The sequence below is a fragment of the Sneathiella sp. genome (assembly GCF_047631475.1).
Taxonomy (GTDB): domain Bacteria; phylum Pseudomonadota; class Alphaproteobacteria; order Sneathiellales; family Sneathiellaceae; genus Sneathiella.
The window spans coordinates 33152-60062 of record NZ_JBLHZT010000010.1; the positions used below are offsets into that span (position 1 = coordinate 33152).

Sequence of the window (26911 nt, forward strand, 5' to 3'; positions counted from 1 at the left end):
AAATAGAAGGCCCTCATGTCAGAGACCATGAAATACAAAAAAGAATTCGCAACCATTCGTGGCCTGAAAATGGCATATGTCGAAGAGGGCGAGGGAGATCCCATTGTATTTTTACATGGGAATCCCACCAGTTCCTATTTATGGCGCAACATCATGCCTCACTTAGAAGGCAAGGGCCGATTGATTGCCCCGGATCTGATCGGGATGGGCGATTCAGAAAAATTGCCCAAAAGTGACGAAAACAGCTATACCTTTGCCGAACATAAGGCCTTTTTGAAAGACCTTCTTCAATATTTGGACGTTACCAATAACGTCACTTTGGTTTTGCATGACTGGGGTTCTGCCTTAGGCTTCGACTGGGCCAACAATAACCGGCAGGCCATGAAGTCCATCGCCTATATGGAAGCCATTGTTCAACCCATAAATGGGTGGGAGGATTGGCCAGAAGATGCCCGCGGTATTTTCCAGTCGCTCCGCAGCCCCGCTGGCGAAGAAATGATTTTGCAAAAAAACGTTTTTGTTGAACGGATCCTACCGGCCTCTATCATGAGACCGCTAAGCGACGTTGAAAAACGCGAATATGGTCGTCCATTTCGACGCGAGGGAGAAGAGAGGCGCCCGACACTGACCTGGCCGCGGCAAATTCCCATCGCTGGCGATCCAGCGGATGTCGTAGATATTGTTCAGGAATATGCAAACTGGATGAGCCAAAACGATCTTCCAAAACTATTTATCAATGCGGAACCCGGTTCCATTTTAGTGGGCTCCGCTCGCGACTTTTGCCGTCGCTGGCCTAACCAAACAGAAGTCACCGTTAAGGGAATTCACTTCATTCAGGAAGACAGCCCAAATGAAATCGGGCAGGCCCTCTCCGAGTTTATAAAGTAACGTAAAATAAAGGTTCCAAACAATGCCAACAAAGCCAAAAGCAATTAAGCTGAACCCCTTGCAAAGCAAAACGCTTGTCTTGCTGAAAATTTTGGCGAAGGATCCTGATAGCAGTCAACCCGTTGACGGCTGTGATGACGTTCGTATCACCCGTATGCCCCACGCGCATGGAAATCATATGCATGTTGGTGACTTCACCGTATCGGCTAAAGATGCCAGCGGGCTTTCCAATCCGTCTGTTTGGACTGCCCTCGCCCGCAAAGGGTTTGTGGGAGAAAACTGGCCGAATGAGGTGGTTGTCACAGCAAAAGGGCTTGCTTTTACCACAGGACTAGAAGAAAAATTCGTATCTCCTTCAGATCACTGATAGGCCCTTAAATCATGCGGATGCCTCAATGACCACGTCGACACAGCGCAAACTGACAACAATCCTGTGCGCAGACGTTGTGGGGTACAGCCGCCTGATGGGTCAGGATGAGGAAGGTACGCTGGCTCGGCTCAAGAAAGCCCGCACACTTTTCACAAGTAATATTGCTGATTATTCCGGCCGAGTTATTAATTTGACCGGGGATGCTGTCATTGCCGAGTTTGGAAGTGTTGTCCAGGCTGTGCAGTTTGCGGCCTTCATTCAGGAAAGCATCCACAATGAAAGCCAGAAAACAAATGACCCTGAAGCGTTATTTTTCAGAATTGGTCTTAACCTTGGGGATGTCATTATTGAAGGAAATGACATATTCGGGGATGGCGTTAATGTGGCCGCCCGGCTTGAAGCGCTAGCACCGACCGGCGGGGTTTGCCTGTCTGGTACCGTATATGATCATGTTAAGGGAAAACTGAACAAAAAGTTTACCTATCTCGGTCAAAAAGAAGTAAAAAACATAGAGAACACGATCGACGTTTATGTGTTGGAGGTCGCAGGGGCCGCAAAACCAAATAAAATCCCTGACCCTAAGATTGACCGCGTACATCGGTCCTCATCAACGGAGGATACAGATCGTCTGGAAGAAGAGAAAATCCGAAAATATGTAAGACGACAGGCTGCTTTTTACAGGCGGGCGTTTTTCACCGGGGCTCTGATCATTTTTCTATTAATGATCAACCTGATAACCAACCCATCCTATTTTTGGTTCATTTGGCCTGCAATGCCCTTGCTTTTTATGCTTTCACTCGACGCCATGCGAGTATTTGGGAAAGGTCACTGGGCCGAAAATTGGGAGGAAAAGCATGTCAAACGGATGAAGACCCGAAAAGGCCTTCACCGTTCGCATTCTTCTTCGGAAGACTAGAAGCCGCCTTCTGACATTTTGCCCATGCGGGAGCAAATTTCGCGAAAACCACTAATCGTTTCGTTGATGATGTCTTCCGCTGACTTTTGCCCCTTGATCAACGCAGCGGATTGACCTGAAAGACCTGCGCTTGCCTCCATATTACCATCAAAATACAATTCTTTGATGCGCGCAAACATGTCCGCAGGCATACGGCCTTCTTCATAAATCTCTTTCGTGCGTTCCGTTTTCAACGCCCGTATGCAGGGCGTTGCCTTTTTGTTCAGGACCAAAGTTCCCGTATCTTCAGCCTCAATAATCGCATTTTTATAGTTCAGATGTACCGGGCTTTCCTTAGCAGAGACAAAGCGGGTTCCCATCTGAATGGCCTCAGCGCCCAAACTAAAGACCGCCGCCATTCCCCGCCCATCAACAGTTCCACCAGCCGCAACCATTGGGACATCGACCTTGTCACGGATCGCCTGCAGCAAGACCTGCAAGGAAACTTCTTCCGGGTTCTTAAACCCGCCCCCTTCACCGCCTTCTACAACAAGACCATCCACACCCGCCTCTACGGCTTTAAGGGCGGCCTTAACTGTTGGTACGGCGTGATATACGATAATGTCTTTCGCTTTTAGAATTTCGATCAACTTTTCCGGATTTCCTGCAGAAGTCGTTACGAATTTTACGCCACTTTCTGCAACGAAGTTGATCATATTCTGATCTTTAAGGAAAAGAAGCGGGAGGTTGATCCCGAAAGGCTGATCTGTAAGCTCTTTCATTTTTTTAATTTCGGCTATGCAATTTTCGGTCTCACGAGAAGAGGTTTCGATTATGCCTAGCCCTCCTGCGTTACACACAGCAGATGCAAGCTGTGACCGGGCAATCCACCCCATTGGGGCCTGGATAATCGGATATTTTGCGCCGGTATGTTCAAGAAATCTGTTCATTTTTTATTATCTCTGTTTTTAAAGATACGTTTGCCCTAATGCGCGACCAAGATCGGTAAGTGCCTGCTGTTCACTAATGACCTTAATTGTTTTCATACCCATTAAGGCCGCGGGCTTCAGGTTTATGCCAAGATCATCCAAATACAGAACTTCATCGGCTGATACCCCCATACGATTACAGGCATATTCGTAAATTTTTGGATCTGGTTTACGCATTCCAATTTTACTGGATTCGATCACTTCGTCGAAAAGGGACATTACCTCGGCGACAGCAGCACGTGCTTCCTCTGACCGGCTCATTCCCGGGCCTTGGCCTGCAGGAACATTGTTTGTTAAACAATAACACTTTCTGTCTTTGGAAATTTCCTTTAGCGCCGCCACCATTTTCGGCCGGATATCACCTGACAGCAGCGCGATCACTTCTTTGCCAGCAACGGAATGACCAAGTGATGAACTTTCGCTCTGAAACAGTCCATCGAATTCATCCGCCGAGATTTCACTTCTCTCAAACTTGGCCCAGGCATTGGTGTCAGGGTTTGTAGAATTAACTGTTCTCAAAAAATTCTCTGGAAGTCCGTGTTCTTTTTCGAACCTGTTAAATGCCTCAAATGGGCTCGTTGTCAGTACACCACCAAAATCCCATAGGACTGCAGTTATCATTTTTCCATCCATATCTGTGAAAAGCCCGGCTCTACCGGTTTTATCCTATATTCTTGATTTTTTTGAGATACTGACAGTATGAATTTCAGAAGTCAAATATCTGTCTCGATTGAATTTTTGAGAGACGTTCATAAGTAAAGGGGTATACAGTATGATCCTGTCTATCTTCTGGGAGCGTCTTATGAAAGCCGTGTTGTTACTCTCGACATTTCTTGTTTCTCTATCACCAATCGCTTTGGCGATGAGCGATTCTGATATGAATACCTTAAAAGAAACCGGCAAATGTTCAGAATGCAACCTGAAAGGCTCGAAGCTTCAATCCTTGATTATGCCCGGTTCTGATCTTTCCAGTAGCAACTTGCGTGATGCCATTCTAAAAGATATCAATCTAGAAAACGCTAATCTACAGGACACGGATTTAAGACGCGCTGATCTTGAAAAAGCGAACCTGAAAAATGCCAACATGCAGGAAGCAACACTTCGCAATACAGATCTTGAAAAAGCAAATCTGAACGGCGCGAACCTGCAAGAAGCTGATTTGAGAGAAGTTGACCTGGAAAATGCGACCGGGCAGAACAGCAATTTTTCTGAAGCCGATTTGCGGAATGCCAATATGAAGCGCAGTGACTTCTCCAACGCAAATTTCTCATCTGCTAAGATGACGAGTGCTAATCTTAAACGCGCCACTCTGAAGAACGCAGTCTTTACGAAAGCCCGCATGAAAGACGTGCGATTAAGCCGTGCTGATCTGGAGAATGCGGATCTTTCCGGGGCGTTGCTAGGTAGAACCGTTTTCTTTCGGGCAAATCTGACAAATGCAAAATTTGGGAACGCCAATCTGGATGACGCCATTCTTTGGGGCGCTAGACTTTCAGGTGCGGATCTGAGTGATGTTGAAGACCTGAAACAGGAGCAGCTCGAAAATGCCTGCGGGAATAAACAGACGAAATTACCGAAAGGCCTGTCTATTCCCAACTGTGAGGCTGATTAAATAATTTTACCTGGATTCATAATATTCTGAGGATCCAGCGCCATCTTCAGGGCACGCATTACATCGACAGCGTCACCAAGCTCTTGTTTCAGGTATTTTCGTTTACCCAACCCGACGCCATGCTCTCCCGTGCAAGTCCCTTCCATTTCCAAGGCCCGTTGAATTAATCTCCCATTGATCCGTTCGGCCTCTTCAAATTCTTCCGGGCTGTCCTTATCGAGAACAAACGCCAAGTGAAAATTACCATCGCCAACATGGCCAACAATTGGCGCAATCAAATTACTTTCATCAAGATCCGCTTTGGTTTGCATAATACAATCGGCAAGTCTTGAAATTGGAACACAAACATCGGTTGCCCATATGGATGCGTTGGGCCGCAAAGCTTTTGCAGCGTACGCAGCATCGTGACGGGCCTGCCACAATTTTGTTCGGTCTTCCGCCTGAACAGTCCAGGTGAAATCACGTGCTCCAAAATCGTCGCATATACTTCTAACCATTTCCGATTGTTCTTTGACACCTTCTTCACTGCCATGAAACTCCAGAAATAAAAGAGGTTGTACAGGAAGGTCCAAACCGGAATATTTGTTAATTGCGTCCACCTGAACATCATCCAACAATTCGATCCGGGCAATTGGCACGCCCGTTTGAATGGTCAGAATAACAGACTGAACGGCATTTTCGATATCTTCAAATGAAACGGTTGCTGCCGCAATTGCTTCGGGAATACCGTAAAGGCGCAACGTAATTTCCGTAATGATCCCAAGCGTTCCCTCGGAACCAATATACAGTTTGGTCAAATCATATCCAGCAGCGCTTTTTTTAGCCCGGCCGCCCGTTTTAATAATCTTCCCGTCCGGCAGGACCACAGTAAGGTTGAGAATATTTTCGCGCATCGTACCGTAACGTACCGCATTGGTGCCGGACGCCCGCGTGGACGCCATGCCACCGATGGAGGCATCTGCACCCGGATCAATTGGGAAAAACAAACCTGTATCTCGCAAATATTCGTTCAACTGCTTGCGCCGGACGCCGGGCTGCACTGTACAATCAAGGTCTTCAGTATTGACCTTCAGGATTTCGTTCATCTGCCCCAGATCAATACAGACCCCGCCTTCAACAGCGTTGATATGCCCCTCCAGGGACGTGCCTGCGCCGAACGGGATAATCGGAACCTGATTATCTGCGCAAATCTTTACGATTTGCGAGACCTCCTCTGTCGAGTGTGCAAAGCAAACAATGTCAGGAGGGCACGGTATATGCCAACTTTCATCTGTACCATGCTGTTGCCGAACAGAATGCGCCGTCGTACATCGGTCTCCCAAGATTTCCTGCAACTTGGATTTTACAGCTTCCAGTTTTTCCGGATGTAATGACATAACGCTCTCCCTGTCAGCCACACTTTATTTCCGCGACGGAAAAAAGTGGGTCTTCAAAAATATCTATCCCTGTGGACTTACAACTCCAAGAATTACACGGCAAGAAGATATTTACACATAGGCAAAAACCGCTACTCTTCCCTGATGATAAAAAATGGATTTAAAGAACTAAACAGACTGAACGTTCGCCCGGAATGGATCGATTACAATGGCCATATGAACGTTGCGTATTACGTCATGGCGTTTGACCAGTCACTTGACAATTTGCTGGACCAAATCGAATTGACCAGGGCCTACCGCGATGCGTCGAACTGCACCGTCTATGTCCTTGAGACACACGTCACTTACAGGCAGGAGGTAAAGGCAAACGACCCGCTACTGATTACCTTTAGGGTCGTCGATGTTGATGATAAGCGCATTCACCTTTTTTTGGAAATGTATCATGAACAGGAAGGTTTTCTTGCTGCCACTTCCGAGCAGATGATCTTGCATATTGATGCATCCGGGCCCAAGGCGCACCCGATGCCTGCCAGTATTCTGGGTAACCTTCAGGCTTTATATACTGCCCAAAAAGACTTTCCCGCGCCCGATCAACTGAGGGCCCAAATTGGTATTCGCAGAAAGAAGACCACATAATGCTTTCTTTAAGCAGCTATAAAAACGCCGCCTTACTTGTTACCGCCGTTATATTTGCCGTGGCATATCAGGTTGCCCCTGTGATTGAGGGGTCAATCGCTTTCATTGTACTGAAAGCCGGCGGGTGTTTCCTGCTCGCGTTATTCGCCTATTCAAATCTGCCATCGGGAAAAGCCCAGAAGCTGATGACAGCAGCATTACTTGCATCATGCTTAGGTGACATTTTTCTTGCCATTCGAACATCTGACTATTTTATTCAGGGCTTGGGATCATTTCTGGTGGCCCATCTTCTTTATATCGCAGTCTTTACCCGTTATCGATTACCACCACCGCTTCCGAAGTCAAGACAGATGCTTGTTGGCGCTACGGTCTTTATTGGGCTTGGGATGATTGGCATACTCTGGGCGCATTTAGGCAATCTAAAAGCCCCGGTGAGTATTTATGTAACTGTCATTGCATTAATGACCCTTTCTGCAATTTACAGTCACCTGCCAGCAAAACTATTAGTCAGTGGAGCGTTTATTTTTATGATTTCCGATGCAATGATTGCTATCAACAAGTTTCTAATGCCAATTCCCATGGCGGGAACATACATTTGGGTGACCTATTTTACCGCCCAATTGCTGATCACGCTGGCGGTAATTAAAGGAACAACCGATCGGTCGTTCCTTCACTCTGAAAAATAAGGATTAAGCAGCTTCGGTGCTGTTAGAATCGTGTTCAGCGATTTTAGAGATCAGATAATCGACATTTTCAGCGTCAAATCGATCTTCAAAATGGGTAAGAACCCGTTGGATTACATGGTTTCTGAACCGTTCCCGATCTCCAGGATCGCCATCATATTCCAGTTCGTTAACCACATCGACAGCGACACGCATCATCTCCGCAACCCCTTGCGGGATTTTACACTTCTTACAAAGCTGCTTGAGCCCTTGACCACTGGCATCATTGACCAGCAAGTGAACGTTGGAAACAGCAATTTCTGACCCTTTTGATAACGCAGTTTCAAAGAAATCCATGTCTCCCACACATAAAGCACGGAGAATAATTGTTGGCGTTAGTCGGCCGTTGTCATGAAGTTGATTGATCAAGCGTTCAAGCTCGCCAGAACTTGCATACCCTAGCAAGCCGACCATCGTTTTTTCCCGGCTCGCCAGGATCAGATCGGTTGCCATTGCAGGCGACATCTCATGATGACTGACCAGATGCTCCTTCAGCTTATCGGACACCAGAGTAACCAGTCTTTCGGTCACCGTGATGGGAAGCTCACTCCGTTTCGCCATTGGGGCGTTCACGAGTTCATCGTCCCCAAACTCATCCAAAACCTTTTCAAAGGTTTCTTCCGAAATCTGGGCGCCTTCATTTTCCATTAATTTGGCGACGACGGTTTTGTTGCCGGTATCTGCCAATTTCTCAGACACTGCTTCTGAGACGATTGAACGCTCAGCGATCGCGGCTTGATGGCTTTCCGGTTTTGAACTGATAATGTCGAACAGATCCTGATCGCTTAGCGCTTCAGAGAAAGTCAGCATAGGCGTTGCCACGTCTGCAATGTCGCTTGCAAGCGACACAGCAATATCGTGAGAAAGATCCGGAAGGTTCTTCAACGTGTCTGCAAGTGTCTGCCTGACAAGAATTTCAGCATCACTTGCCAGAACCCGAAAGATTTCTTCCGCTTCCGCCCGTTCTTTGTCGCTGAATTCGTTTGCCACAAGATTTCCGGCAATTTTCTCTACTGTTTTCGCTCTGTTTTCGGCAGAACGGTCAGTGAGTAGCCGTTCAACATCGGCTGGACTTAAAGAACCGTTTTCTGACACATTGGCTCCAATAAACTAGATTATTCCTACCCTACGATGTAACAGGGGTTTCATTAATATTATCTTAATATTGCGATACTTTTTCGCATAAAACGCAAGAAATATTCTTCTGCACCAACCGCGACAAATCGACCCATTTTGAACATAAAACCCTTTCATTTATAATCATGGCGTATATTTTCGGAAAAGCTAGAGAGATTTCTGCTAACCAGAAATAACCGAATAGGAGAGATTTATGAAATCATCAACGCTGTTAGCCTGTGGTACGGCCATCGTCCTGACACTGGCAGCCTCAACAGCAATGGCTGCAGGCGACGCAAAAAAAGGCGAGAAAGTCTTTAAAAAATGCAAGGCCTGCCACACTGTAGATGAAGGCGGGAAAAACAAAATCGGACCAAACCTTTTCGGTGTCGTTGGAAAAAAGGCCGGAACTCACGATGGCTTTAAATACTCAAAAGCAATGAAAGAGGCTGACATCACATGGGATGCTGCCACTTTGGACGCTTTTCTGGAAAAACCTAAAAAATACCTGAAAGGCACGAAGATGAGTTTTGCTGGCCTTAAGAAAGAAAGCCAGCGCCAAAATGTCATCGCGTATCTTGAAACGCTGAAATAGAAAAAAGCGGCCCGGTAATCGGGCCGCTTTTCTTTTAATCGCGAACGACCAACACAGAACAATTTGCGTGGCGGACGACCCGAGCAGCATTTGGGCCCAGCAGATAGTCCTGCATTTTAGGCCGATGGGCGCTCATGATAATCAAATCGCATTTGAGCCTTCTTTGCATCGCCAGAATTTCTTCATAAGCGGAGCCATGCCCGACAACGACCTGAGATTTCACCTCTTTCGGGATGTTACTATCGACGAACTCATGAAGCCGCTTCGCAGCATCCTCCAGCATTTTACCCTCATGTTCTTTTGGAAAAAAAGAGCCGACTATACTCATTCCAAAATCAGGAACAACGGTAATGACATGCAATGTCGCACCAAATGCTTTTGCATAATTTACAGCTTCCGGAACTGATTTTGACCAAGAGTCTTTTGCCTCCAGATCAACAGCAAGAAGAATGTGTTGAAACATATTTTCTCTCCCCTTTAGGCCGTAGCCGCTTCAGGCCGACCGGCTCGGTTGCGCCGACGCTGAATTAACCCGATAAAAGCCAACAATATAAGAGCCGGAATATACATAAGCTCTTTTGCAGGCTGGCTAACCGGAACTAAAACACTGAGAATTTTCTGATCGAAATCCAACCCAGCAGCTTGTGCTGGACTGTCAAATGCGGCGTTATCAATAATAACCTCATCACCCTCGATCAGCAGTTCCAATCCGACCTTCTCAAGACGTTCTTCTGAAGTCGCACCGTCCAAAACAGGGAGTATTGCTGTAAAGACGAGCGGGTCACCCACATCATCTTCGCCCTGCACAATGAGCCGCATTTCGGAGCCGCTATTTAAGCTGCCTAACACTTCAACCAACGTAGCAGGTTCTGTTTTGGAGAAAGGCGGCGAAATCAGATCCATCCAAAATCCTGGACGGAATAAGGTAAATGCAATCAGGATCAGAAGTGCTGATTCCCACATTTTTGATCGTGCGAAAAAATACCCCTGAGTACCAGCCGTAAACAATAATATGGCTGCCGTAGCGACAATGAACACAACGACACCCTCCAAAGGTGTCACATCAATCAACAACAGATCCGTATTAAAGATAAACAGGAACGGAAGGATAGCTGTTCTCATGGAATAGAAGAAGGCAACAAAACCTGTCCTTATGGGATCACCCCCCGACACCGCTGCAGCGGCGAAGGATGCAAGCCCTACCGGTGGCGTTACATCAGCCATGATACCGAAATAGAAAACAAATAGATGTACGGCAATCAACGGCACGATCAGTCCGTTTTGCTGCCCCAAACTGACAACCACCGGAGCCAGCAACGAAGACACAACAATATAGTTTGCTGTCGTTGGAAGCCCCATTCCCAAGATAAGACTTAGGATTGCAGTAAAGATCAGAATAAGCAGGATTTGCCCCTGACTGAGAAACTCAACCAGTTCCGCAAGAACAAGCCCGACACCAGTCTGAGAAACAGTACCAACGATGATACCAGCGGCCGCGGTTGCGATACCAATACCGATCATGTTGCGGGCACCCGCGATCAGGCCTTCAACCAGTTCACTAAACCCTTGTTTTAGTTTTCCAGTCTGAGCTTCTTTACGGAAAAATGCGAAAACCTGACGTTGGGTTAATAGAATGAAAATCATTAAAGCAACGGCCCAGAAGGCAGATAACTCAGGTGATAGTCTTTCGATCATCAAACACCAGATCAAAACCGCAACCGGCAACAGAAAATGCAGACCTGCCATCACGGTTGGACCGGGCTCCGGCAACGCGGTTACCGGGGCATTCGGATCATCAACTTCCAAATCAGGATATTTTGCACAAATGGAAATTAGAATGATATAGACAACCAGAATACTGGCCCCCACGATCCAAGGTGTAAGGTCGCTTCCAGCCAATTCGCGAATAAGGTTTACCGCAAAGAAAATACCAAAGCACACGATGACGACATTACAAAGGACAACAGCCCCTTTAGAAAAAATCAATGCCTTGGTGCCTTCGGCTGATCGCGCAATAATTCCTTTAAAAACACCCATCTGAAGGGCAATCAGGATCAGAATTGCGGCCAGTTTGTTGAAGGTTGAACCGAGCAGATTGAATAGCTCAGACAGGTAATAAAGGCCGCCACCAATTGCAAGAACGGCAGACAGAGTAATACCAAAGGAAAGCAATGCCAGTTTGGCAGGTTTTGTTTCACCTGCTTTTGGCAAGCCCTGCATATCCAGCTTCATCGCCTCAAGATGGACAATGTAAACAAGCGCAATATAGGAAATGATCGCGGGCACAAATGCATGCCTGACCACATCAAAATAACTGATATTGACATACTCAACCATCAGGAAGGCCGCAGCCCCCATAACAGGCGGCATAATCTGTCCGTTCACGGAAGAAGCAACCTCGACCGCTCCTGCTTTTTCAGGAGAGAAGCCTACTCTTTTCATCATTGGAATGGTGAACGTGCCAGTGGTGACAACATTGGCAATAGAGGAGCCTGAAATCAAGCCCGTCATGCCCGATGCAACAACCGCGGCTTTTGCCGGTCCGCCTCGCAAGTGCCCCATCAACGAAAAGGCGACCTTGATAAAGTAATTTCCTGCGCCGGCCTTATCCAGCAACGCACCGAAAAGAACAAAAAGGAAAACAAGACCCGTTGAAACGCCGAGTGCAATACCAAAGACGCCTTCTGAAGAAAGCCACTGATGATCAGCAACCGCACCAAAACTTGCGCCTTTCCAGGCAAGGATGCCCGGGGCATAAGGACCAAGGAAGGTATATCCGAGGAAAACCATCGCGACGATCATCAAAGGCGGGCCAAGCGCGCGTCTTGTCGCTTCCAATAGAACAACAACACCGACGCAAGCGACAATGATATCCAGAAGAATAGGATTTCCCGGCCGATCTGATAGTCGAGAACCGGTTAAAGTGTCGCCAAAGGCTGTATCAAAAGCAAACAGATACATGGTGGCAAGCGCCCCAATGATCGCCAACCCCCAGTCTGCCAAAGGAATTCTGTGGCGAGGACTTTTCTTAAAGGCCGGATAGGCCATAAATGCCAAAATAATTGAAAAGGCCAAATGAACTGGCCGGGCTTCTTTGCCCGAAAACACGCCAAAATTAAAAATGTACGGCAATGGTGAAGCGATCCAGATTTGCCACACGGACCAAACGAGCGCGAGGCCCATCATCAATTTTACGATAAATGCATTGTCTGGAGTCCGTCCGCCAGTATCCGTGGACGCGACCAGATCCTCGAGCTCTTCGTTGCTTAAAGGACCCTCTTTATTGAGTTTATCACTCATGTAACCCCCTTATTTACAACCCGTAAAATCCAAAACTGGATTGGCGGGTTACAAACCCCAATATCAAAAAAATACGTATAAAAACGCAAAAGGGACGGCAATTATGCCGTCCCTGATAAAGCGGATTACATCCAGCCCTGTTCTTTATAATAGCGAACAGCGCCTTCATGAAGAGGAGCAGAAAGGTTGTTCACAATCATTTTCTTTGGATCAAGGTTTGCAAATGCCGGATGCATTTTGCGGAACCGTTTGATGTCATCAAAAACGGCTTTCACAATCTGGTAAACAACATCAGGAGATGTTGCTGTAGAGGAGACGAAAGTCGCACCAACACCAAAGGTTGTTGTGTCCTCATCAGACCCCTTATACATGCCGCCCGGAATGGTCGCCATTGCATAGTAATCGTTGTCTGCTGCCAGTTTGCGAATAACATCATTGTCAACATTGACAAGTTTTGCATCACATGACGTTGTTGCTTCTTTGATTGATCCGTTCGGGTGACCAACCGTAAATACAATTGCGTCAATTTTATTATCACACAAAGCTGCGGACTGTTCTGAAGATTTCAGTTCGGAAGCAAGGGCGAAATCACCCATTGTCCAACCCATTTTCTCCATAACAACTTCCATCGTGCCACGTTGTCCGGAACCAGGATTACCGACGTTAACCCGCTTGCCTTTCAGATCATCAAAAGTTTTGATCCCTGAATCGGTGCGTGCAACAACAGTGAACGGCTCTGGATGAACAGAGAATACAGCCCGCAATTCTTTAAACGCGCCTTTAGGGAACTGCTTTGGTGCAGTTCCGTTATACGCATGATACTGCCAATCTGACTGAGCAACACCCATATCCAGATCACCGGCCTGAATACCATTGATGTTTTTCGTGGAACCACCTGTCGTATGCGTACATTTGATGTCGTGGTTTTTTGTGCCACGGTTAACGAGCTTACAAATTGCGCCACCGACCTGATAATAGACACCTGTCTGACCACCAGTACCGATCGTAATAAATTTTTCTGCCTGCGCTGGTGCAGAGGCAAGCAATGCACCACCAAGTGCGACTGTCGCCGCTGCAGATACAGTAAAGAACTTTCTCATTTCTTTCTCCTCAACCTGTCTTTCGCCAAATAACTCATTCTAATTATTCGACATTACGTGCCTGACCTCAATATGTGGACCAAGCTTCCTCCCAAGATAGCGATCGTTCCCACTCTCCTGGAAAATACTAAACCAACTTTTTCGAATGTAAACATAAGTTGATTTTTATTCTAATATTAACCTGCCCTGACTATCGCCTGAAGCTGATCAGCAGTCGCAATCGGACGCCCTACCGCCGCCGAAACGTCCGCTATTTGACGAACCAGATCGCTATTGCGATCCGCCAGCTGCCCGTTTTTCAGTCGCATATTGTTTTCAAAACCCACACGCACATGCCCTCCCATAGCGACTGCCGCACTGGCCGCGGCGTGCTCCATAGGGCCGAACGCGCATACAGACCAGGGAACCTGCATGTTCAAGGATGTCAAAAACGGTAATAAATCCTGAGGGCTTGAAACCTGCCCCGCGGAATAGCGGCCCAGAACGAAAAGTAAAAAGATGTTCTTTTCCGGAATCACACCTTGTTCAACCAAAGTTTGAAACCATTGCAGGTCTTCCTCTGAATAGAGAATATAATGAGGCATGATATTAAGATGAGCGAGTTCATGAAAAAACTCGGTCGCCTCTCCCATGTCCCCTTCCTGCACCAACTCACGAATAGCAAGGGACGCGGCCTGCGGTTGCAACTCTCGAACTACAGTCATCTGTTCAGAGGCGGTGTACTGTCCGACGGCTTCTGTCGTTGCCTGAATGATGAGATTCTCTCCGCAGCAGGCCCGAATTGCATCAGTCGCTGCACGGTACCGGCCGACATCCAAAGAATGGCGATGTGCATCGTCGCGAACATGCAGATGGATCATCGATGCGCCTGCCTGCTTGCATAGTAACGCTTCTTCCGCCAATTGTTCTGGAGTGATGGGAAGAGCTGGGTGATCCTCCCGCGTCTTTCTGGCTCCATTTGGCGCGACAGTAATAATCAGCGGAGGCACACTGGACAATAAGTCGTTCATCAGGTCACCTATATCGAACCAAGTGCATTTAGAATAGCTTTTTCAAGCTTGGTTGTGATTTCATCCACATGTTTCTCTTCAATGATGAAAGGTGGCGCAAGCAAAAGATGATCACCTTTCTGGCCATCAATGGTGCCGCCCATCGGGTAGCACATCAGTCCTTCCGCCATAGCAGCCGCCTTAATTTTTTTATTCAGTTTTTTGGCAGGATCAAATGCCGTTTTGGTTTCCCGGTCTGAAACAAACTCCATGCCGATAAACAACCCACGGCCGCGAATATCACCAACATTCGGATGCTGTCCCATCAGGCGGCGTAATTCTGTTTGAATCTCTTCCCCGCGCTTCATGACGTTTTGAAGCAATTGGTTATCTTCGACATATCTTTGAACGGCTAACGATGCCGCACACGCGACAGGATGCCCAAGATAGGTATGTCCATGCTGAAAAAAGCCGCTGCCGTTTAAAACGGCGTCAAAAACCTCATCAGATACAAGCATGGCCCCGATGGGCTGATACCCAGCACCAAGCCCTTTTGCTGTGACCATAATATCGGCCGTGATCTCTTCTTGCTCATGGGCGAACAGTGTTCCGGTTCGCCCCATTCCGCACATTACCTCGTCGAGGATCAACAAAACACCATACTGATCACAGATTTCACGAATTCTCTTAAAATAACCCTCGACGCTTGGTACCGCGCCAAGCGTCGCGCCAACAACCGGTTCACAGATAAATGCACAAACAGTCTCTGGCCCCAGATTTAGTATTTCAGCTTCAAGCTCATTGGCCACCCGTTGTCCAAAATCAAAATCGCTTTCGCCGGAATTCTTTCCCCGGTAAGCGTAACATGGGGCGATCAACGAAACAGGCATCAGCAAGGGCGCATAGGGTTCGCGGCGCCATTCATTTCCTCCTGCCGCCAGTGCTCCCAGAGTATTACCGTGATAACTTTGACGGCGGGAAATAAAACGAGTTCGTTTCGTTTGCCCTTTTTCAATAAAATACTGGCGCGCCAGCTTCAACGCTGCCTCAACCGCTTCGGAGCCCCCCGATACAAAATAGACTTTATCCAGACGGCCTGGTGCCCGCTCAATTAGAAAATCAGCAAGCTCTTCCATCGGCTCATTGGTAAAAAAGCCGGAATGAGCAAATGAAATTCGATCAACCTGTTGCTTGATCGCGTCATTGACCGATTGATTGCTGTGCCCCAGGCAGGACACAGCGGCCCCACCAGCGTCGAGATATCGCCGGCCTTCAGCATCTTCAATATAAACGCCATCCCCTTTTACTGCTTTAGGGTATTGATGGCCGGGTGCACGATGAAAAACATGAGTCATGGCAAATCCTATTTATACCAGTATGTGTTGCTAGAGCGGAGCTTTGCGTCCATTTGATCCAATGCCTCTATCGCTTGATCGCCCGTTTTGGAGACAATGGCAGCAACCAGCGCCTGCGCAATTGAGAGTGCACCTGTCAGGGATCTGTAAAAAGATGGACTTCGATTGGAGGCGATGAAAACAAACTCCGCATCCTTGGCAAGGGGGGACACAGGACTGTCCGTTATAACAATTCGCATGGCACCGGCTTCGCGAGCGGCTTCTGATGTCTCAACGGTCTCTCTTGTATAGGGCTCGAAGGCAACGGCAAAGACGAGATCTTCTTTTCCAATCTGGGAAATTTCCTCACGAAACAATCCGGCCTGGCCCTGAACCAGAACTGAAGAGGGGAAAAACAGTCGTGTGCCATAATGAAAGAAATAGGCAATGGGAAAACATTTGCGTAAACCGACAACATAAATCTTCCGGGCTGCGAGACAAGCTTCAGCCGCCAGTTCCAATTGATCATTAGAGATGGCCTGATAGGTGCCGATCAGGTTTTCTTTTTCTGCCGCCAGCATCTCTGATCCCAGACTGGATCCGCCCACTATATTTTGGCGATGCCGCAGCGCTCTTGCCCGGGCAGCGTAACCGGTGACCGGCGCGGCAATCCTTTTCCGAAAATCATCGCGGAATTTATTGTAAGTATCATAGCCAAAGCGATCTGCAAGACGAACCATTGTCGCCGGTGCAACTTTTGCACGACCCGCGATCTCCCGCATGGAGTATAAGGCGATTTCATCAGGCGCACTGATGATATATCGGGCAGCATTTTTAAGCTGAGGGCTAAGCGAATCAAATTCTGTTTCCAGCACCTGAATAAGATCAAAGTCTTGTTTTTCTATCGCCATTTAAACAAATCCACAGATCCAAAGAGTGCGTTGGCTCACATTACTCGAGAAGTATATTTCCCTCATTGAGACAATGCAACAAATGTTTCATATTTGTATTTTAAGTTCATTTGTATCTATTCCAAATTGGCTAATCCCCGATTTCTCGCAGTTCCCTGAAATAAAACAGGTTTTATTAACCATAACGGGAATGAAGAAACCTGTTTCAGCTGACATCAGGATCTTAAAATTGCCGAAATGGCGCTCTCTTTTTATTGAATCCGCAGCAAATCTTAAGACCTTATTTACAGAGTTCCACTAATACTCCTGAGTGCACATCGTCAGTATATTGGATGTGGCGCGTATTTCTTTTTTAGTAGAGCGACGTTTTGTTTTCATTCAAACCAAATTCACTGAAACTTTCCAGGAACTGGACATCACCGGAGGAACAAACCGGAGATGTTGGAGAAGACAGTCTGGATAGCCTGCCGGTCAATGCCGTGGTTCTGGAACCCGGTGACACCCTGCATCACATGTTGCAGGATTTAGGGATCAAAACATCCGCACACTTCAATGAGTATAACAGCCACACAAATACAGAACTCTCCAGTGGTCGCTACAATCTCGCCTTTGTCTGTTTCAGCTTAGGCAGAGAACAAATTTCCAAGTTACTTCGCGCCCATACCCACAGTCATTCACTCTTGTCTGTTGTGGTCGTTAATGGCCCCAGTGAGTTAATGTTCGAAGGCGCAGCAGACTGTATCCCCGAGGGTGAGCTTACAAATTCTCGGGTCAATACTCTGCTGATCAATAGTGAACGCTTTAGGAAACTACAGCAAACGGCAGGCACTCTTTTTTCAGATATTGGTGCCCTTCACGCGAAAGACTCCCTCACCCAGCTGGCGAACAGACAAAGCTTTAGCGTTCATTTGAACGAGACGATCAAAACGTCCATGTCCAACAACGAACCCGTTTCCCTTATCACCCTTGATCTGGATAGCTTTAAAGGCTTGAATGAAAGTAAAGGTCATGGCTTTGGTGATCAGATCCTGAGGACAGTTGCCGATCGATTGAAACAATTCGCGCCAGAAAACAGCCTTGTTGGTCGGCTCGGGGATGACGAGTTTGCTTTGCTTTTACATGGCGAGCATCTATCACGCGTTTCGGACACAACCATTGCAGCGCGTCTATCCCATGAACTGCGCCAACCTTATTTTATTGACGATCAAAGCACTGCCCTCAGTGCGACCATGGGCATCGCTAAATTCGAGCCACACGATACCGCCGAAACTCTCCTTCACAAGGCAGTTTCCGCGCTATATACCGCGAAACGCGAGAAAAACCGTTTCATGGTTTATACGAAACGTGAAGACACGGAACGGCGGCACCAGCTCCGTCTAGCTCAGGAGTTACCCAATGCAATTGAGAATAATCAGCTAAGACTGCATTACCAACCTATGATCCGGATGCATGATAGCACTGTTGTAGGTGTTGAGGCACTGGTAAGGTGGCAACATCCTGAAAAGGGCCTTTTATTCCCTGATAGTTTTATTCCCCTTGCGGAAGGGTCCGGCAATGTTGAATCGCTGACACGCTGGGTTCTCGATGCCGCTATTCGTCAGGGAAGCAACTGGTTGAAACAAGGCCATAGATTATCTGTGTCCGTCAATATTTCAGCGCTCATTCTACACAACCCGGTATTTCCGGATATTGTGAACAGACTATTGGAACAATCCCAGTATCCCGCAGAATTGTTGAAGCTTGAGATTACTGAAAGCGCCATCATTTCTGACGTCGTTCGGGCGTCCGATGTTCTCATGCGTCTGCACGAACTTGGTCTTAAAATTTCAATTGATGACTTTGGAACAGGTTACACATCGTTGGCTTATATCCGTAAATTGCCGGTTGATGAGATCAAAATTGATAAGAGTTTCGTTCTGAACATGAACTCAATCTCAGACGATGCGGTCATAGTTCGAACCCTTCTTGAACTTGCCAGAAACCTTGATTTGGCTGTCGTTGCAGAAGGTGTAGAAGACCGTGAAACCTGGTATATGCTTGCCGGTTTGGGATGTCATGTGGCACAAGGGTATTACATGAGCCGACCAGTGGATGTCGAAGCGTTGGAAAACTGGCTGCAAACATCACCGTGGGCAGGTTCCCGGTAATCCCTCCTCTTTTTATCCCCTGACCCTCTTCTTTCCAAGAACATCTGTTTGACGACAAAACAGCCCTGCTGATACAGTGCGTTTTGTTACCTGATCTGTCGCTTTCTGCGGAAAAATTTCAGGTTGCGCTCCACATACCATACCGAAAGAAGAAGATGGACATGAGCAAGTTTGGCCCAGAGATCAACGCTGAAAAAGCAGCTTTTATTCACCCCACAGCCTTAATGTATGGCCGTATCACCCTTGGTGAAGGCTCTTCCCTATGGCCCTATTCCGTTATCCGGGCTGAAGCCAGAGAGGTTACAATTGGTGAATACACTAACATTCAGGATTTTGTCATGATCCATATCGGAGACAACACGGGAACCCATATTGGTGCCCACTGCTCGATCACCCATCATTGCACGATCCATGGCTGCACAATCGGTGACAATTGCCTGATCGGGATCAACACAACCATTATGGATGGTTGCGTCATCGGCGACAATTGCATCATTGCCGGGCATACCTTCCTTAAAGAAGGAACCGTCATCCCGGACAATTCAATTGTCATGGGCACGCCCGGAAAAGTCGTTCGCACACAAAATAACTATGTTAAATGTCGAGCAAATGCGTTTATGTATTACCGCAACGCACTCGCCTATACAAAAAGCGAGCATCGAGAATGGTCGAGCGAAGACTGTATGCAAGCGCTGAACCAGGAAATCAGCAAACTACAACAGGATTAGACAGAACGTCTAACCACCCCTTTCAAGTACCGGAGGTATTATGAGTGAAATGCAACATCCTTATTTGATGTTCTTAGGTGATGTCGGCGACCAGTTAGGCGCAAAGACAGCCAAAGGGATTGTCGATTGGCGTCCAGAGTGGTGCTTGGGACAGCTACGCCTGGATGGCTGCAAGGCTGATTTGGGGATCAATGACATGACAATCGAAGACGCCATTCAGCAAGGCGCGAAAACAATGGTCATTGGCATTGTTAATTCAGGCGGGTTCCTGCCGGAACACTGGATTGAAAAAATTACTGACGCCATGAAGGCGGGCATGGATATCGCAAGCGGCTTGCACATCCGTTTGGCCGATGTGCCGGAAATCAAGGACGCCGCTGAAAAGTATGGACGCGCTCTATTTGATGTCCGCCATCCAACAGGCGATATCCCCACCGGCAAAGGACTCCCTAGAAGCGGAAAACGCCTATTGGCTGTCGGAACCGACTGTTCTGTCGGCAAAATGTACACTGCCCTTGCCGTTGAAAAAGAAATGAAGACCCGCGGAATGAAGGCTGATTTCTGTGCAACAGGCCAAACGGGTATTTTTATTGCTGGAACAGGCATCTCTATCGACGCAGTTGTCGCTGATTTCATCTCCGGCGCTGTCGAAATTCTGTCCCCGGCGAATGATGAAGACCATTGGGATATTGTCGAAGGCCAGGGCTCCTTGTTCCACCCTTCTTTTGCCGGTGTAAGCTTGGGCCTGTTACATGGTGCGCAGGCCGATGCACTGGTCCTGTGCCACGAACCAACCCGCACGCATATGCGCGGTATTCCTGAATATGCGTTGCCCGACTTACAGGAATGCATGGACCTGAACCTGACAACGGCGCGCCTGACCAACAAGAACGCGAAATTTGTTGGGATCAGTGTGAATACATCCGGTCTGTCCGTGGAAGAAGGCGATGCCTATCTTGCCCAATTGGAAGAAAAGTATGGGCTGCCTGCCGTTGACGCTTATCGCACGGGCGTTGCGAAAATTGTGGACCAATTGAAATGACCCTTCGTACTATTGACGCGAAACAGGAAAGCTGGCCCATTCGGGGCAGCTTTCGCATCAGCCGCGGGGCAAAAACCACAGCTGAAGTGGTTGTCGTCACGATCAAAGAAGGCGACTTGACGGGTCGTGGAGAGTGCGTTCCTTATGGACGATATGGCGAAACCTTCAACACGGTTCTTGGCGAAATTTCAGCCATTCGTGAACAGATTGCCCATGGCGCAAGCCGACAGGATCTGCTGACTTTGATGCCTTCGGGATCCGCAAGAAACGCAATCGATACAGCCCTTTGGGATCTGGAAGCCAAGAAATCAGGCCGTTCGGTTGCCAGTTTGGCAGGCCTAAAAGAACCGGGCCCGTTGATTACGGCGTATACTCTGTCGCTGGATACCCCCGAGAAAATGGGTGAATCCGCACAGCTAAACGCGTTCCGGCCATTGATGAAGCTGAAGCTTGGGGGCGACCTTGACGTAGAACGTGTTGCCGCGGTCCGCTCCGCCGCGCCAAAATCGCGCTTGATAATTGATGCCAACGAAGCCTGGGCCCCAAAAGATCTGGACTATTATTTCCAGAAAATGGCGGACTTTGGCGTAGAACTGATTGAACAGCCACTTCCCGCAGGGGAGGATGCCATACTTGCCGAAATGGATCGGCCGGTGCCCGTTTGTGCGGATGAAAGCTGTCACGATACATCGACCCTTGATGAGGTCGCGCCGATGTATGACTACATCAATATTAAACTGGACAAGACAGGCGGACTGACAGAGGCCCTTCTTTTGGCGGAAGCGGCAAGAGAGTTTGGGTTGGGCATCATGGTTGGCTGCATGGTCGGCACGAGCCTTGCCATGGCGCCTGCGATGCTTTTGGGAAGTTTTGCGCGCTTTGTCGATTTAGACGGCCCTCTCCTTCTCGACAAGGACCGTCCGAACGGCATCCAGTTTGACGATAGCGTCATGCACCCCCCAAAACCAGAGCTTTGGGGATAGGCTTTATCTGAAATTATGACCGTGGATCCAACCGACAATCGAATGGCGGTGCCCTTTGGTCACATCTGAAATCCGGTGCAACCAGTATGCAGGGAAGACAACCAGTGTTCCCTGCTGCCGGAAGCCCTGCTGATCCACTGGTATATTGTGCAGTAATATATCACCGCCAGAATAGGATTTTGGATCAGACAATTGAACGATAAAACATAGTTTTCGGGAACTTGTCTGAGCCGGACCCAGATCGACTTCCCAGTCTTCTTTTTTTGCACGGCCAGCACTGTGCTTAACCAGCCAGGGCATATCATCCCCGGGGATGCCTGACAGTTCAAATCGCCAGTTATCTGAATTTACCTGATTAATACCATAACTGATCTGATCCAATGGGTAGGCGTTTTTCCCAATCGGCAACGCCTGCCTTTCAACATAGGGCAGCATTTTCGCATCTGGAAAAATCTTAGTATTACCCGGACCAATAGGTAAACGCTTGTCCCATCCCTTGGCATTTGCCTGAGCTATAATAGACGCGCATTCCTGAGGCGAAAAAACAGGCCAATGCATGGATAGCGAAACATTGGGATTTCTCATCGGCAAAAGAGGTATATGCATTACTCTGGTCCCTTATCGAAAACTAGGGCCATGGACCCAACCGACGACGACTTTCCTCGCCCCTTTTGTCATCGGTGCAACCCGATGAAGCCAAAAGGACGGAAACACAATTAAAGTGCCCTTACCGGTCAATTCTTTTCGAGACTTCTCAATTCGGTGAAAACCAAGGTCACCACCGTCATATTCAGTCCCTTCGGTCAACTGTAATGAAAATCCCAATTTGCGGGATGCAGTAGCAGCCTGACCCAGATCAACATGCCAATCGTTATGATCGCCTGTTCGGCAATAATTCATCACCCACGGCATGTCATCCTTAACAAAACCACCAAGGTCAAACCGCCAGAGTTGGGAATTCGCCACGCTGATTTCTTCCGCGATCCGGTTCAATGGAAATCCCAGTTCATCAACGGGAACGGTTTGCTGAAAGTTGCTACGATAGTCTTTTTCAATCGTGAACTTCCCTTTCCCGGCCACACCGCCGATCATCGCCTCTTCCCATTTCTGCTCATCCAGGGCCGCGAGTATTCGGTCACACTCTGCCTCTGAGAAAACCTGATTTACATAAACGGACGCCGTGTTGCTATTTCTAAGTGGCGCCGAAGGCAAAACAATCATTACTTAATCTCCCACATTGTGAAAGTGATCTGGAATTCCCGTATTCCGTTTTTCTTATCTGTGATCACCGTCACACTGCAAAGCTAAATTATTTTTAGGTCGCACGCCAACAAAATTAGGTCGAAAATGAAAAACCGGGCAGAACCGGAAAATTGACGCAACGGCAAACATCATTTTTCGATTGCTTTGGGCGGCTCAAATCAGAAAAAGCACCCGCAAAAAATCGATTTTTTGTCTGTTATCCACTGGAATCGCAGGCTAGGTATGGTAAACCAATGACATAACGAGAATGATCACAAGACATCACGATAGGCAAAACTGACATGACAACACCGACGATGAATCAACGGGATATTTCCTTTCAACTGCATGAAATGCTGGACGTCGCCCAATTTGCTAAACGTGAACGTTTTGCTGATCATGATAAAGATATCTTTGATGCCGTAATTGACACCGCCATGAATATCGCCGCCGATCTGTTCGAGCCTCACAACCGGAAAGCTGATCTGAATGAGCCGACGTTTGACGGTGAAAAAGTGCACATCATTCCTGAAGTCAAAGAGGCTCTCAACGCCTATATCGAAGCTGGTTTCCTCGGAGCCCAGCACGATTATGACCATGGCGGCATGCAGCTTCCGGCGACCATTGCCATGACCTGCAGTGCCATCTTCAATGCCGCAAATGTGGGCACTTCCGGATACCCATTTCTAACAGTAGGCGCCTCCAACGTTATTCGGGCATATGGGACGGAAGACCAGAAAAAACGATTTATGGAACCGATGATTGCCGGGCGTTTCTTCGGCACAATGTGCCTTTCTGAGCCTCAGGCCGGTTCATCCCTCTCTGATATAAAAACAAAAGCTATTCCTCAGGAAGATGGCACCTACCGCCTGACTGGCAATAAAATGTGGATTTCAGCAGGCGAGCATGAACTGTCAGAAAACATAGTGCATTTGGTCCTCGCTAAAATACCGGGCGGGCCAGAAGGGGTTAAGGGTATTTCACTCTTTATTGTTCCCAAATTTCTGGTGAACGATGACACCAGTATCGGTGACCGAAATGATGTCAGTCTTGCAGGCTTGAACCACAAAATGGGGTATCGCGGGACAACCAATACCCTCCTTAACTTCGGCGAAAAAGGAGGAGCGACCGGCTATCTGATCGGGGAGGCCCACAAAGGTCTTTTCTACATGTTTCACATGATGAATGAAGCTCGCATCGGGGTCGGCCTTGGGGCGGTCAGCCTTGGATATGCCGGATATCTTTACAGTCTGGAATATGCTCGAAACCGACCACAGGGACGCCATCCAGATGGCAAAGACGCGTCATCAGATCAGCTAAACCTGATCGAACACGCGGATATCCGGCGGCTTTTATTAGCGCAGAAAGCGGCAGTTGAGGGTGGTTTGGGGCTGTGTCTGTATGCTGCAAAACTTGTGGATGACGAAAACACTGAAACGGATCCGGACAAAAAGAAAGAAGCATCACTCCTTCTTGATATTTTGACACCGGTCGTCAAATCTTGGCCCAGTGAGTTTTGCCTGGAAGCCAACAAACATGCCATTCAGGTTCTGGGAGGATATGGCTATACCCGCGACTATCCCGTTGAGCAATATTACCGAGACAATCGTCTAAACCCCATACATGAAGGGACCCACGGTATTCAGGGTCTTGATCTATTAGGCAGAAAAGTCATCATGAATAAAGGGACTGGCCTTGAACTGTTAGTCCGAAAAATGACCGAAACCAGCCAAAGCGCCCGAAAAAACCCGGCATTGGCCGAGTTCTCTGATCTTTTGGACCACGCGATTGAAAATGTGGTCAATGTCACCCGGGCGCTGGCCGCTGAAATGCAACAAGGTAATATCAATCTCGCCTTGGCAAACGCTACACTCTACCTTGATATGTTCGGACATCTTGTTCTTGCCTGGCAATGGCTAAAACAGGCTTTGGTTGCGTCTGAAAAACTAAATCAAGGCCCGACAAAGGATGATCAGAATTTCTATTTGGGCAAACTACAAGCCTGCCAGTATTTTTACCGCTTTGAACTCTGTAAAGTGGAGCCTTGGTCAAAGCTTCTAGGCTCTGTGGACGCCACCACATTTTCAGCTCCTGCAGAGATATTCTAAAGAATGTCGCGAAATACCCTGGCCAGTATTTCGTACATGATTATCGCGTGTTCGTTTTTCGCGCTTGCTTCTGTTATTGCGAAGTTGCTGGGCAACGACCTTTTAGGTCCGCCGCTTAGTGCATTTCAAATCGCAGCAGGCCGTTTTTGTTTTGCCTTTCTGGCGTTGCTTCCCGTTCTTGCAATTCGGCGACCCACCTATCGAAACGTTCCGTTCAAATTGCATATTGGCCGTACTATTTTTGGCTGGCTCGGTGTTGTTTGTCTATTTGCAGCGGCGTCCGGCATGGCATTGGCGGATGCAACCTCCATCTCCTTCTTAAGCCCGATTATTACGATGATCCTCGCGGCCATGATCCTGAAGGAAAAAGTAGTTTCGGCACAGTGGTACCTTGTTGCCCTCTCATTTCTGGGCATGCTCTTTATCACACGCCCTGGAATGGACAGTTTCCAGCCCCTAGCAATCATTGCAATCGCTTCCGCCATTTTCATGGGCACGGAAGCCATTTTTATCAAGCGCCTTTCAGATACAGAAAGTCCGTTGCGGATCCTCAGCATTAATAATGGAATTGGCGCCATAATCGCCCTTTGTCTTGTTTCTTTCTTCTGGGTTCAGCCAACCTCCTTGCAGTGGCTGTTTCTGGCATTGATCGGGGCCATCATGGTGAGCGGTCAAAGCTTGTTCATTCAAGCCATGAAACGCGGAGATGCCAGCTTTCTGGCTCCATTTGTCTACTTTACACCTCTTTTCGCAGCCATTATTGACTATTTAATCTTCTCGGAAATAGTTGGCTTCCTGAGTTTTATCGGCATAACAGCAATCCTTGTTAGTGCGGCCCTTCAAAGTCGGGTGAAGAAAGACTAAGTGCACCCAATATATTTCTTCTCACTTTATGAAAATATTAGTAAATTAAAAATATATTGAACACTGATTTGAGCTCAACTCTTCTCAATGGAAATTTTGAACATGTCGAAATCGTTGATTTTCGCCGCCGTCCTTGCAATGGCCTTCCCAGCCTCTATTGCACAGGCAGACAACCTAAAACTCACAAGCCTTGATTGGCCCCCCTATTCAGGAAAAGGGCTTGAGGATAACGGATCTTCCGCCAAAACCGTAAAAAAATTGCTCGCCGCCGCTGGCCATTCGGTGAGTTTTGACTTTTTCCCTTGGAATAGAGCTGTGGCTGAAGGTCTTGGAAATCCTGAATATGTTGGATATTTTCCGGAATATTACAGCACCGCTTTGGATGCTGAGAAGAGCAAAGACGGCAAATGTTTGTTTTCTAATAGCTTTGGCTCTTCACCAGTGGGATTTGTACAGCAGAGCAACGCACCCGTTAAGTGGACCAGTTATGATGATCTGAAAAAGTTGAACGTCGGTGTTGTATCGGGATATGTGAACGAAGAACGCTTCGACGCGATGGTCGCGGATGGATCATTGAAGGTTCAAAAAGTAACGGCAGATGTTCTCAATATTCGTAAAATTGCTAAAGGACGCCTGGATCTTGCTGTTATTGATTCAAACGTTTTAAACTATTTGCTCAAAGCAGACAAAAGCCTGACAAAGCTGGCCGATAAAGTCGAAATGAATAGTAAGCTTTTAAAAGAACACGGTTTGCATATTTGTTTTCCAAATACGGAAACAGGAAAATCAGCACGGGCCTCTTTTAACAAGGCCCTGATGGCAAATTAATCTAATCCCGGTTAGCAAATCTATTTTCAGGAACAATTTTTTAAGACCCTTTTTGTTGATAAAAACTGCTCCTGAAACCAGTACGCAAAACCTTCATTTTACAAGGCTTGCTATATATTCAGTCATCGGTATACTG

The 26911-nt window shown here is 47.6% G+C and carries 26 protein-coding genes; 14 read left to right on the plus strand and 12 right to left on the minus strand.

Going from position 1 to position 26911, the window contains the following annotated elements; all coding sequences use genetic code 11:
* Positions 1 to 15 precede the first annotated feature (15 nt).
* From ACJAYR_RS06085 to ACJAYR_RS06095, 3 genes are read left to right on the plus strand one after another with little or no spacing between them, the layout of a single operon-like run.
* Entirely contained in the window at positions 16 to 888 is an 873-nt protein-coding gene (locus ACJAYR_RS06085; protein ID WP_415235774.1) for a haloalkane dehalogenase, read from the plus strand.
* A gap of 22 nt (positions 889 to 910) precedes the next feature.
* On the plus strand, positions 911 to 1255 hold the full coding sequence (locus tag ACJAYR_RS06090; protein WP_415235775.1) for a hypothetical protein: 345 nt from the start codon (positions 911 to 913) through the stop codon (positions 1253 to 1255).
* A gap of 28 nt (positions 1256 to 1283) precedes the next feature.
* Positions 1284 to 2174, plus strand: a complete 891-nt coding sequence (locus ACJAYR_RS06095; protein WP_415235776.1) for an adenylate/guanylate cyclase domain-containing protein — start codon at positions 1284 to 1286, stop codon at positions 2172 to 2174.
* Here the strand turns inward: ACJAYR_RS06095 and ACJAYR_RS06100 are convergent.
* Entirely contained in the window at positions 2171 to 3103 is a 933-nt protein-coding gene (locus ACJAYR_RS06100) for an NAD(P)H-dependent flavin oxidoreductase (protein WP_415235777.1), read from the minus strand. The genes ACJAYR_RS06095 and ACJAYR_RS06100 overlap by 4 nt on opposite strands.
* 18 nt (positions 3104 to 3121) lie before the next feature.
* On the minus strand, positions 3122 to 3763 hold the full coding sequence (locus ACJAYR_RS06105; protein ID WP_415235778.1) for an HAD-IA family hydrolase: 642 nt from the start codon (positions 3761 to 3763) through the stop codon (positions 3122 to 3124).
* 151 nt (positions 3764 to 3914) lie between these two features.
* Here ACJAYR_RS06105 and ACJAYR_RS06110 point away from each other — a divergent pair, with 151 nt between their 5' ends.
* Positions 3915 to 4754, plus strand: coding sequence for a pentapeptide repeat-containing protein (locus ACJAYR_RS06110; RefSeq protein ID WP_415235779.1), 840 nt, complete (start codon positions 3915 to 3917; stop codon positions 4752 to 4754).
* Here the strand turns inward: ACJAYR_RS06110 and ACJAYR_RS06115 are convergent.
* Positions 4751 to 6130, minus strand: coding sequence for an FAD-binding oxidoreductase (locus ACJAYR_RS06115; protein ID WP_415235780.1), 1380 nt, complete (start codon positions 6128 to 6130; stop codon positions 4751 to 4753). The genes ACJAYR_RS06110 and ACJAYR_RS06115 overlap by 4 nt on opposite strands.
* A 144-nt stretch (positions 6131 to 6274) precedes the next feature.
* On the opposite strand from ACJAYR_RS06115, the gene ACJAYR_RS06120 reads away from it, so the two are divergent.
* A complete protein-coding gene (locus tag ACJAYR_RS06120) occupies positions 6275 to 6766 on the plus strand; it encodes a thioesterase family protein (RefSeq protein WP_415235781.1) in 492 nt (163 codons plus the stop codon).
* Positions 6766 to 7452 (plus strand): lysoplasmalogenase, encoded by a 687-nt coding sequence (locus ACJAYR_RS06125; protein ID WP_415235782.1) that lies wholly within the window; start codon positions 6766 to 6768, stop codon positions 7450 to 7452. Before ACJAYR_RS06120 ends, ACJAYR_RS06125 begins: the two co-directional genes overlap by 1 nt.
* A 3-nt stretch (positions 7453 to 7455) precedes the next feature.
* Here the strand turns inward: ACJAYR_RS06125 and ACJAYR_RS06130 are convergent, their stop codons facing one another.
* On the minus strand, positions 7456 to 8583 hold the full coding sequence (locus tag ACJAYR_RS06130; protein ID WP_415235783.1) for a DUF2336 domain-containing protein: 1128 nt from the start codon (positions 8581 to 8583) through the stop codon (positions 7456 to 7458).
* 235 nt (positions 8584 to 8818) lie between these two features.
* Here ACJAYR_RS06130 and ACJAYR_RS06135 point away from each other — a divergent pair, with 235 nt between their 5' ends.
* Complete coding sequence (locus ACJAYR_RS06135; protein WP_415235784.1) at positions 8819 to 9199, plus strand: c-type cytochrome; 381 nt, start codon at positions 8819 to 8821, stop codon at positions 9197 to 9199.
* A 34-nt stretch (positions 9200 to 9233) separates the two neighbouring features.
* Here ACJAYR_RS06135 and ACJAYR_RS06140 read toward each other — a convergent pair whose 3' ends face one another.
* The 6 genes from ACJAYR_RS06140 to ACJAYR_RS06165 all read right to left on the minus strand — a co-directional run bounded on the left by ACJAYR_RS06140 (position 9234) and on the right by ACJAYR_RS06165 (position 16833).
* A complete protein-coding gene (locus ACJAYR_RS06140; protein WP_415235785.1) occupies positions 9234 to 9662 on the minus strand; it encodes a universal stress protein in 429 nt (142 codons plus the stop codon).
* Between the two features lie 14 nt (positions 9663 to 9676).
* Positions 9677 to 12499, minus strand: a complete 2823-nt coding sequence (locus ACJAYR_RS06145) for a TRAP transporter permease (protein ID WP_415235786.1) — start codon at positions 12497 to 12499, stop codon at positions 9677 to 9679.
* A 125-nt stretch (positions 12500 to 12624) separates the two neighbouring features.
* Positions 12625 to 13599, minus strand: coding sequence for a TAXI family TRAP transporter solute-binding subunit (locus tag ACJAYR_RS06150; protein WP_169544644.1), 975 nt, complete (start codon positions 13597 to 13599; stop codon positions 12625 to 12627).
* 176 nt (positions 13600 to 13775) lie between these two features.
* Positions 13776 to 14609: a 3-keto-5-aminohexanoate cleavage protein gene (locus tag ACJAYR_RS06155; protein WP_415235787.1), complete on the minus strand. Its 834-nt coding sequence runs from the start codon at positions 14607 to 14609 to the stop codon at positions 13776 to 13778.
* An 8-nt stretch (positions 14610 to 14617) separates the two neighbouring features.
* On the minus strand, positions 14618 to 15943 hold the full coding sequence (locus ACJAYR_RS06160) for an aspartate aminotransferase family protein (RefSeq protein WP_415235788.1): 1326 nt from the start codon (positions 15941 to 15943) through the stop codon (positions 14618 to 14620).
* An 8-nt stretch (positions 15944 to 15951) separates the two neighbouring features.
* The gene (locus ACJAYR_RS06165) at positions 15952 to 16833 is read right to left on the minus strand and encodes a MurR/RpiR family transcriptional regulator (RefSeq protein ID WP_415235789.1); all 882 of its coding nucleotides are present in this window, start codon (positions 16831 to 16833) and stop codon (positions 15952 to 15954) included.
* Between the two features lie 368 nt (positions 16834 to 17201).
* On the opposite strand from ACJAYR_RS06165, the gene ACJAYR_RS06170 reads away from it, so the two are divergent.
* The 4 genes from ACJAYR_RS06170 to dgcA all read left to right on the plus strand — a co-directional run bounded on the left by ACJAYR_RS06170 (position 17202) and on the right by dgcA (position 21733).
* Entirely contained in the window at positions 17202 to 18980 is a 1779-nt protein-coding gene (locus tag ACJAYR_RS06170; RefSeq protein ID WP_415235790.1) for a putative bifunctional diguanylate cyclase/phosphodiesterase, read from the plus strand.
* 161 nt (positions 18981 to 19141) lie between these two features.
* On the plus strand, positions 19142 to 19708 hold the full coding sequence (locus ACJAYR_RS06175; protein WP_415235791.1) for a gamma carbonic anhydrase family protein: 567 nt from the start codon (positions 19142 to 19144) through the stop codon (positions 19706 to 19708).
* Positions 19709 to 19748: 40 nt separating this feature from the next.
* Positions 19749 to 20750, plus strand: coding sequence for an N-acetyltransferase DgcN (gene dgcN, locus ACJAYR_RS06180; protein ID WP_415235792.1), 1002 nt, complete (start codon positions 19749 to 19751; stop codon positions 20748 to 20750).
* Positions 20747 to 21733, plus strand: coding sequence for an N-acetyl-D-Glu racemase DgcA (dgcA, locus tag ACJAYR_RS06185; RefSeq protein ID WP_415235793.1), 987 nt, complete (start codon positions 20747 to 20749; stop codon positions 21731 to 21733). The genes dgcN and dgcA overlap by 4 nt, the downstream gene beginning before the upstream one ends.
* 3 nt (positions 21734 to 21736) lie before the next feature.
* On the opposite strand, the gene ACJAYR_RS06190 is transcribed toward dgcA, so the two are convergent.
* Positions 21737 to 22339 (minus strand): 2OG-Fe(II) oxygenase family protein, encoded by a 603-nt coding sequence (locus ACJAYR_RS06190; RefSeq protein WP_415235794.1) that lies wholly within the window; start codon positions 22337 to 22339, stop codon positions 21737 to 21739.
* Between the two features lie 12 nt (positions 22340 to 22351).
* A complete protein-coding gene (locus ACJAYR_RS06195) occupies positions 22352 to 22954 on the minus strand; it encodes a 2OG-Fe(II) oxygenase (RefSeq protein WP_415235795.1) in 603 nt (200 codons plus the stop codon).
* A gap of 323 nt (positions 22955 to 23277) precedes the next feature.
* Here ACJAYR_RS06195 and ACJAYR_RS06200 point away from each other — a divergent pair, with 323 nt between their 5' ends.
* The 3 genes from ACJAYR_RS06200 to ACJAYR_RS06210 all read left to right on the plus strand — a co-directional run bounded on the left by ACJAYR_RS06200 (position 23278) and on the right by ACJAYR_RS06210 (position 26775).
* Positions 23278 to 25083, plus strand: a complete 1806-nt coding sequence (locus ACJAYR_RS06200; RefSeq protein ID WP_415235796.1) for an acyl-CoA dehydrogenase — start codon at positions 23278 to 23280, stop codon at positions 25081 to 25083.
* A 3-nt stretch (positions 25084 to 25086) separates the two neighbouring features.
* On the plus strand, positions 25087 to 25947 hold the full coding sequence (locus ACJAYR_RS06205; protein ID WP_415235797.1) for a DMT family transporter: 861 nt from the start codon (positions 25087 to 25089) through the stop codon (positions 25945 to 25947).
* A gap of 102 nt (positions 25948 to 26049) precedes the next feature.
* A complete protein-coding gene (locus ACJAYR_RS06210; RefSeq protein ID WP_415235798.1) occupies positions 26050 to 26775 on the plus strand; it encodes a substrate-binding periplasmic protein in 726 nt (241 codons plus the stop codon).
* The last annotated feature ends 136 nt before the right edge of the window (positions 26776 to 26911 follow it).

Bases quoted from the DNA above. Each gene is read 5' to 3' on its own strand.
- ACJAYR_RS06085 (WP_415235774.1), top strand. From the start codon at position 16: ATGTCAGAGACCATGAAATACAAAAAAGAATTCGCAACCATTCGTGGC.
- ACJAYR_RS06090 (WP_415235775.1), top strand. From the start codon at position 911: ATGCCAACAAAGCCAAAAGCAATTAAGCTGAACCCCTTGCAAAGCAAA.
- ACJAYR_RS06095 (WP_415235776.1), top strand. From the start codon at position 1,284: ATGACCACGTCGACACAGCGCAAACTGACAACAATCCTGTGCGCAGAC.
- ACJAYR_RS06100 (WP_415235777.1), bottom strand. From the start codon at position 3,103: ATGAACAGATTTCTTGAACATACCGGCGCAAAATATCCGATTATCCAG.
- ACJAYR_RS06105 (WP_415235778.1), bottom strand. From the start codon at position 3,763: ATGATAACTGCAGTCCTATGGGATTTTGGTGGTGTACTGACAACGAGC.
- ACJAYR_RS06110 (WP_415235779.1), top strand. From the start codon at position 3,915: ATGATCCTGTCTATCTTCTGGGAGCGTCTTATGAAAGCCGTGTTGTTA.
- ACJAYR_RS06115 (WP_415235780.1), bottom strand. From the start codon at position 6,130: ATGTCATTACATCCGGAAAAACTGGAAGCTGTAAAATCCAAGTTGCAG.
- ACJAYR_RS06120 (WP_415235781.1), top strand. From the start codon at position 6,275: ATGATAAAAAATGGATTTAAAGAACTAAACAGACTGAACGTTCGCCCG.
- ACJAYR_RS06125 (WP_415235782.1), top strand. From the start codon at position 6,766: ATGCTTTCTTTAAGCAGCTATAAAAACGCCGCCTTACTTGTTACCGCC.
- ACJAYR_RS06135 (WP_415235784.1), top strand. From the start codon at position 8,819: ATGAAATCATCAACGCTGTTAGCCTGTGGTACGGCCATCGTCCTGACA.
- ACJAYR_RS06140 (WP_415235785.1), bottom strand. From the start codon at position 9,662: ATGTTTCAACACATTCTTCTTGCTGTTGATCTGGAGGCAAAAGACTCT.
- ACJAYR_RS06145 (WP_415235786.1), bottom strand. From the start codon at position 12,499: ATGAGTGATAAACTCAATAAAGAGGGTCCTTTAAGCAACGAAGAGCTC.
- ACJAYR_RS06150 (WP_169544644.1), bottom strand. From the start codon at position 13,599: ATGAGAAAGTTCTTTACTGTATCTGCAGCGGCGACAGTCGCACTTGGT.
- ACJAYR_RS06155 (WP_415235787.1), bottom strand. From the start codon at position 14,609: ATGAACGACTTATTGTCCAGTGTGCCTCCGCTGATTATTACTGTCGCG.
- ACJAYR_RS06160 (WP_415235788.1), bottom strand. From the start codon at position 15,943: ATGACTCATGTTTTTCATCGTGCACCCGGCCATCAATACCCTAAAGCA.
- ACJAYR_RS06165 (WP_415235789.1), bottom strand. From the start codon at position 16,833: ATGGCGATAGAAAAACAAGACTTTGATCTTATTCAGGTGCTGGAAACA.
- ACJAYR_RS06175 (WP_415235791.1), top strand. From the start codon at position 19,142: ATGAGCAAGTTTGGCCCAGAGATCAACGCTGAAAAAGCAGCTTTTATT.
- dgcN (WP_415235792.1), top strand. From the start codon at position 19,749: ATGAGTGAAATGCAACATCCTTATTTGATGTTCTTAGGTGATGTCGGC.
- dgcA (WP_415235793.1), top strand. From the start codon at position 20,747: ATGACCCTTCGTACTATTGACGCGAAACAGGAAAGCTGGCCCATTCGG.
- ACJAYR_RS06190 (WP_415235794.1), bottom strand. From the start codon at position 22,339: ATGCATATACCTCTTTTGCCGATGAGAAATCCCAATGTTTCGCTATCC.
- ACJAYR_RS06195 (WP_415235795.1), bottom strand. From the start codon at position 22,954: ATGATTGTTTTGCCTTCGGCGCCACTTAGAAATAGCAACACGGCGTCC.
- ACJAYR_RS06200 (WP_415235796.1), top strand. From the start codon at position 23,278: ATGACAACACCGACGATGAATCAACGGGATATTTCCTTTCAACTGCAT.
- ACJAYR_RS06205 (WP_415235797.1), top strand. From the start codon at position 25,087: ATGTCGCGAAATACCCTGGCCAGTATTTCGTACATGATTATCGCGTGT.
- ACJAYR_RS06210 (WP_415235798.1), top strand. From the start codon at position 26,050: ATGTCGAAATCGTTGATTTTCGCCGCCGTCCTTGCAATGGCCTTCCCA.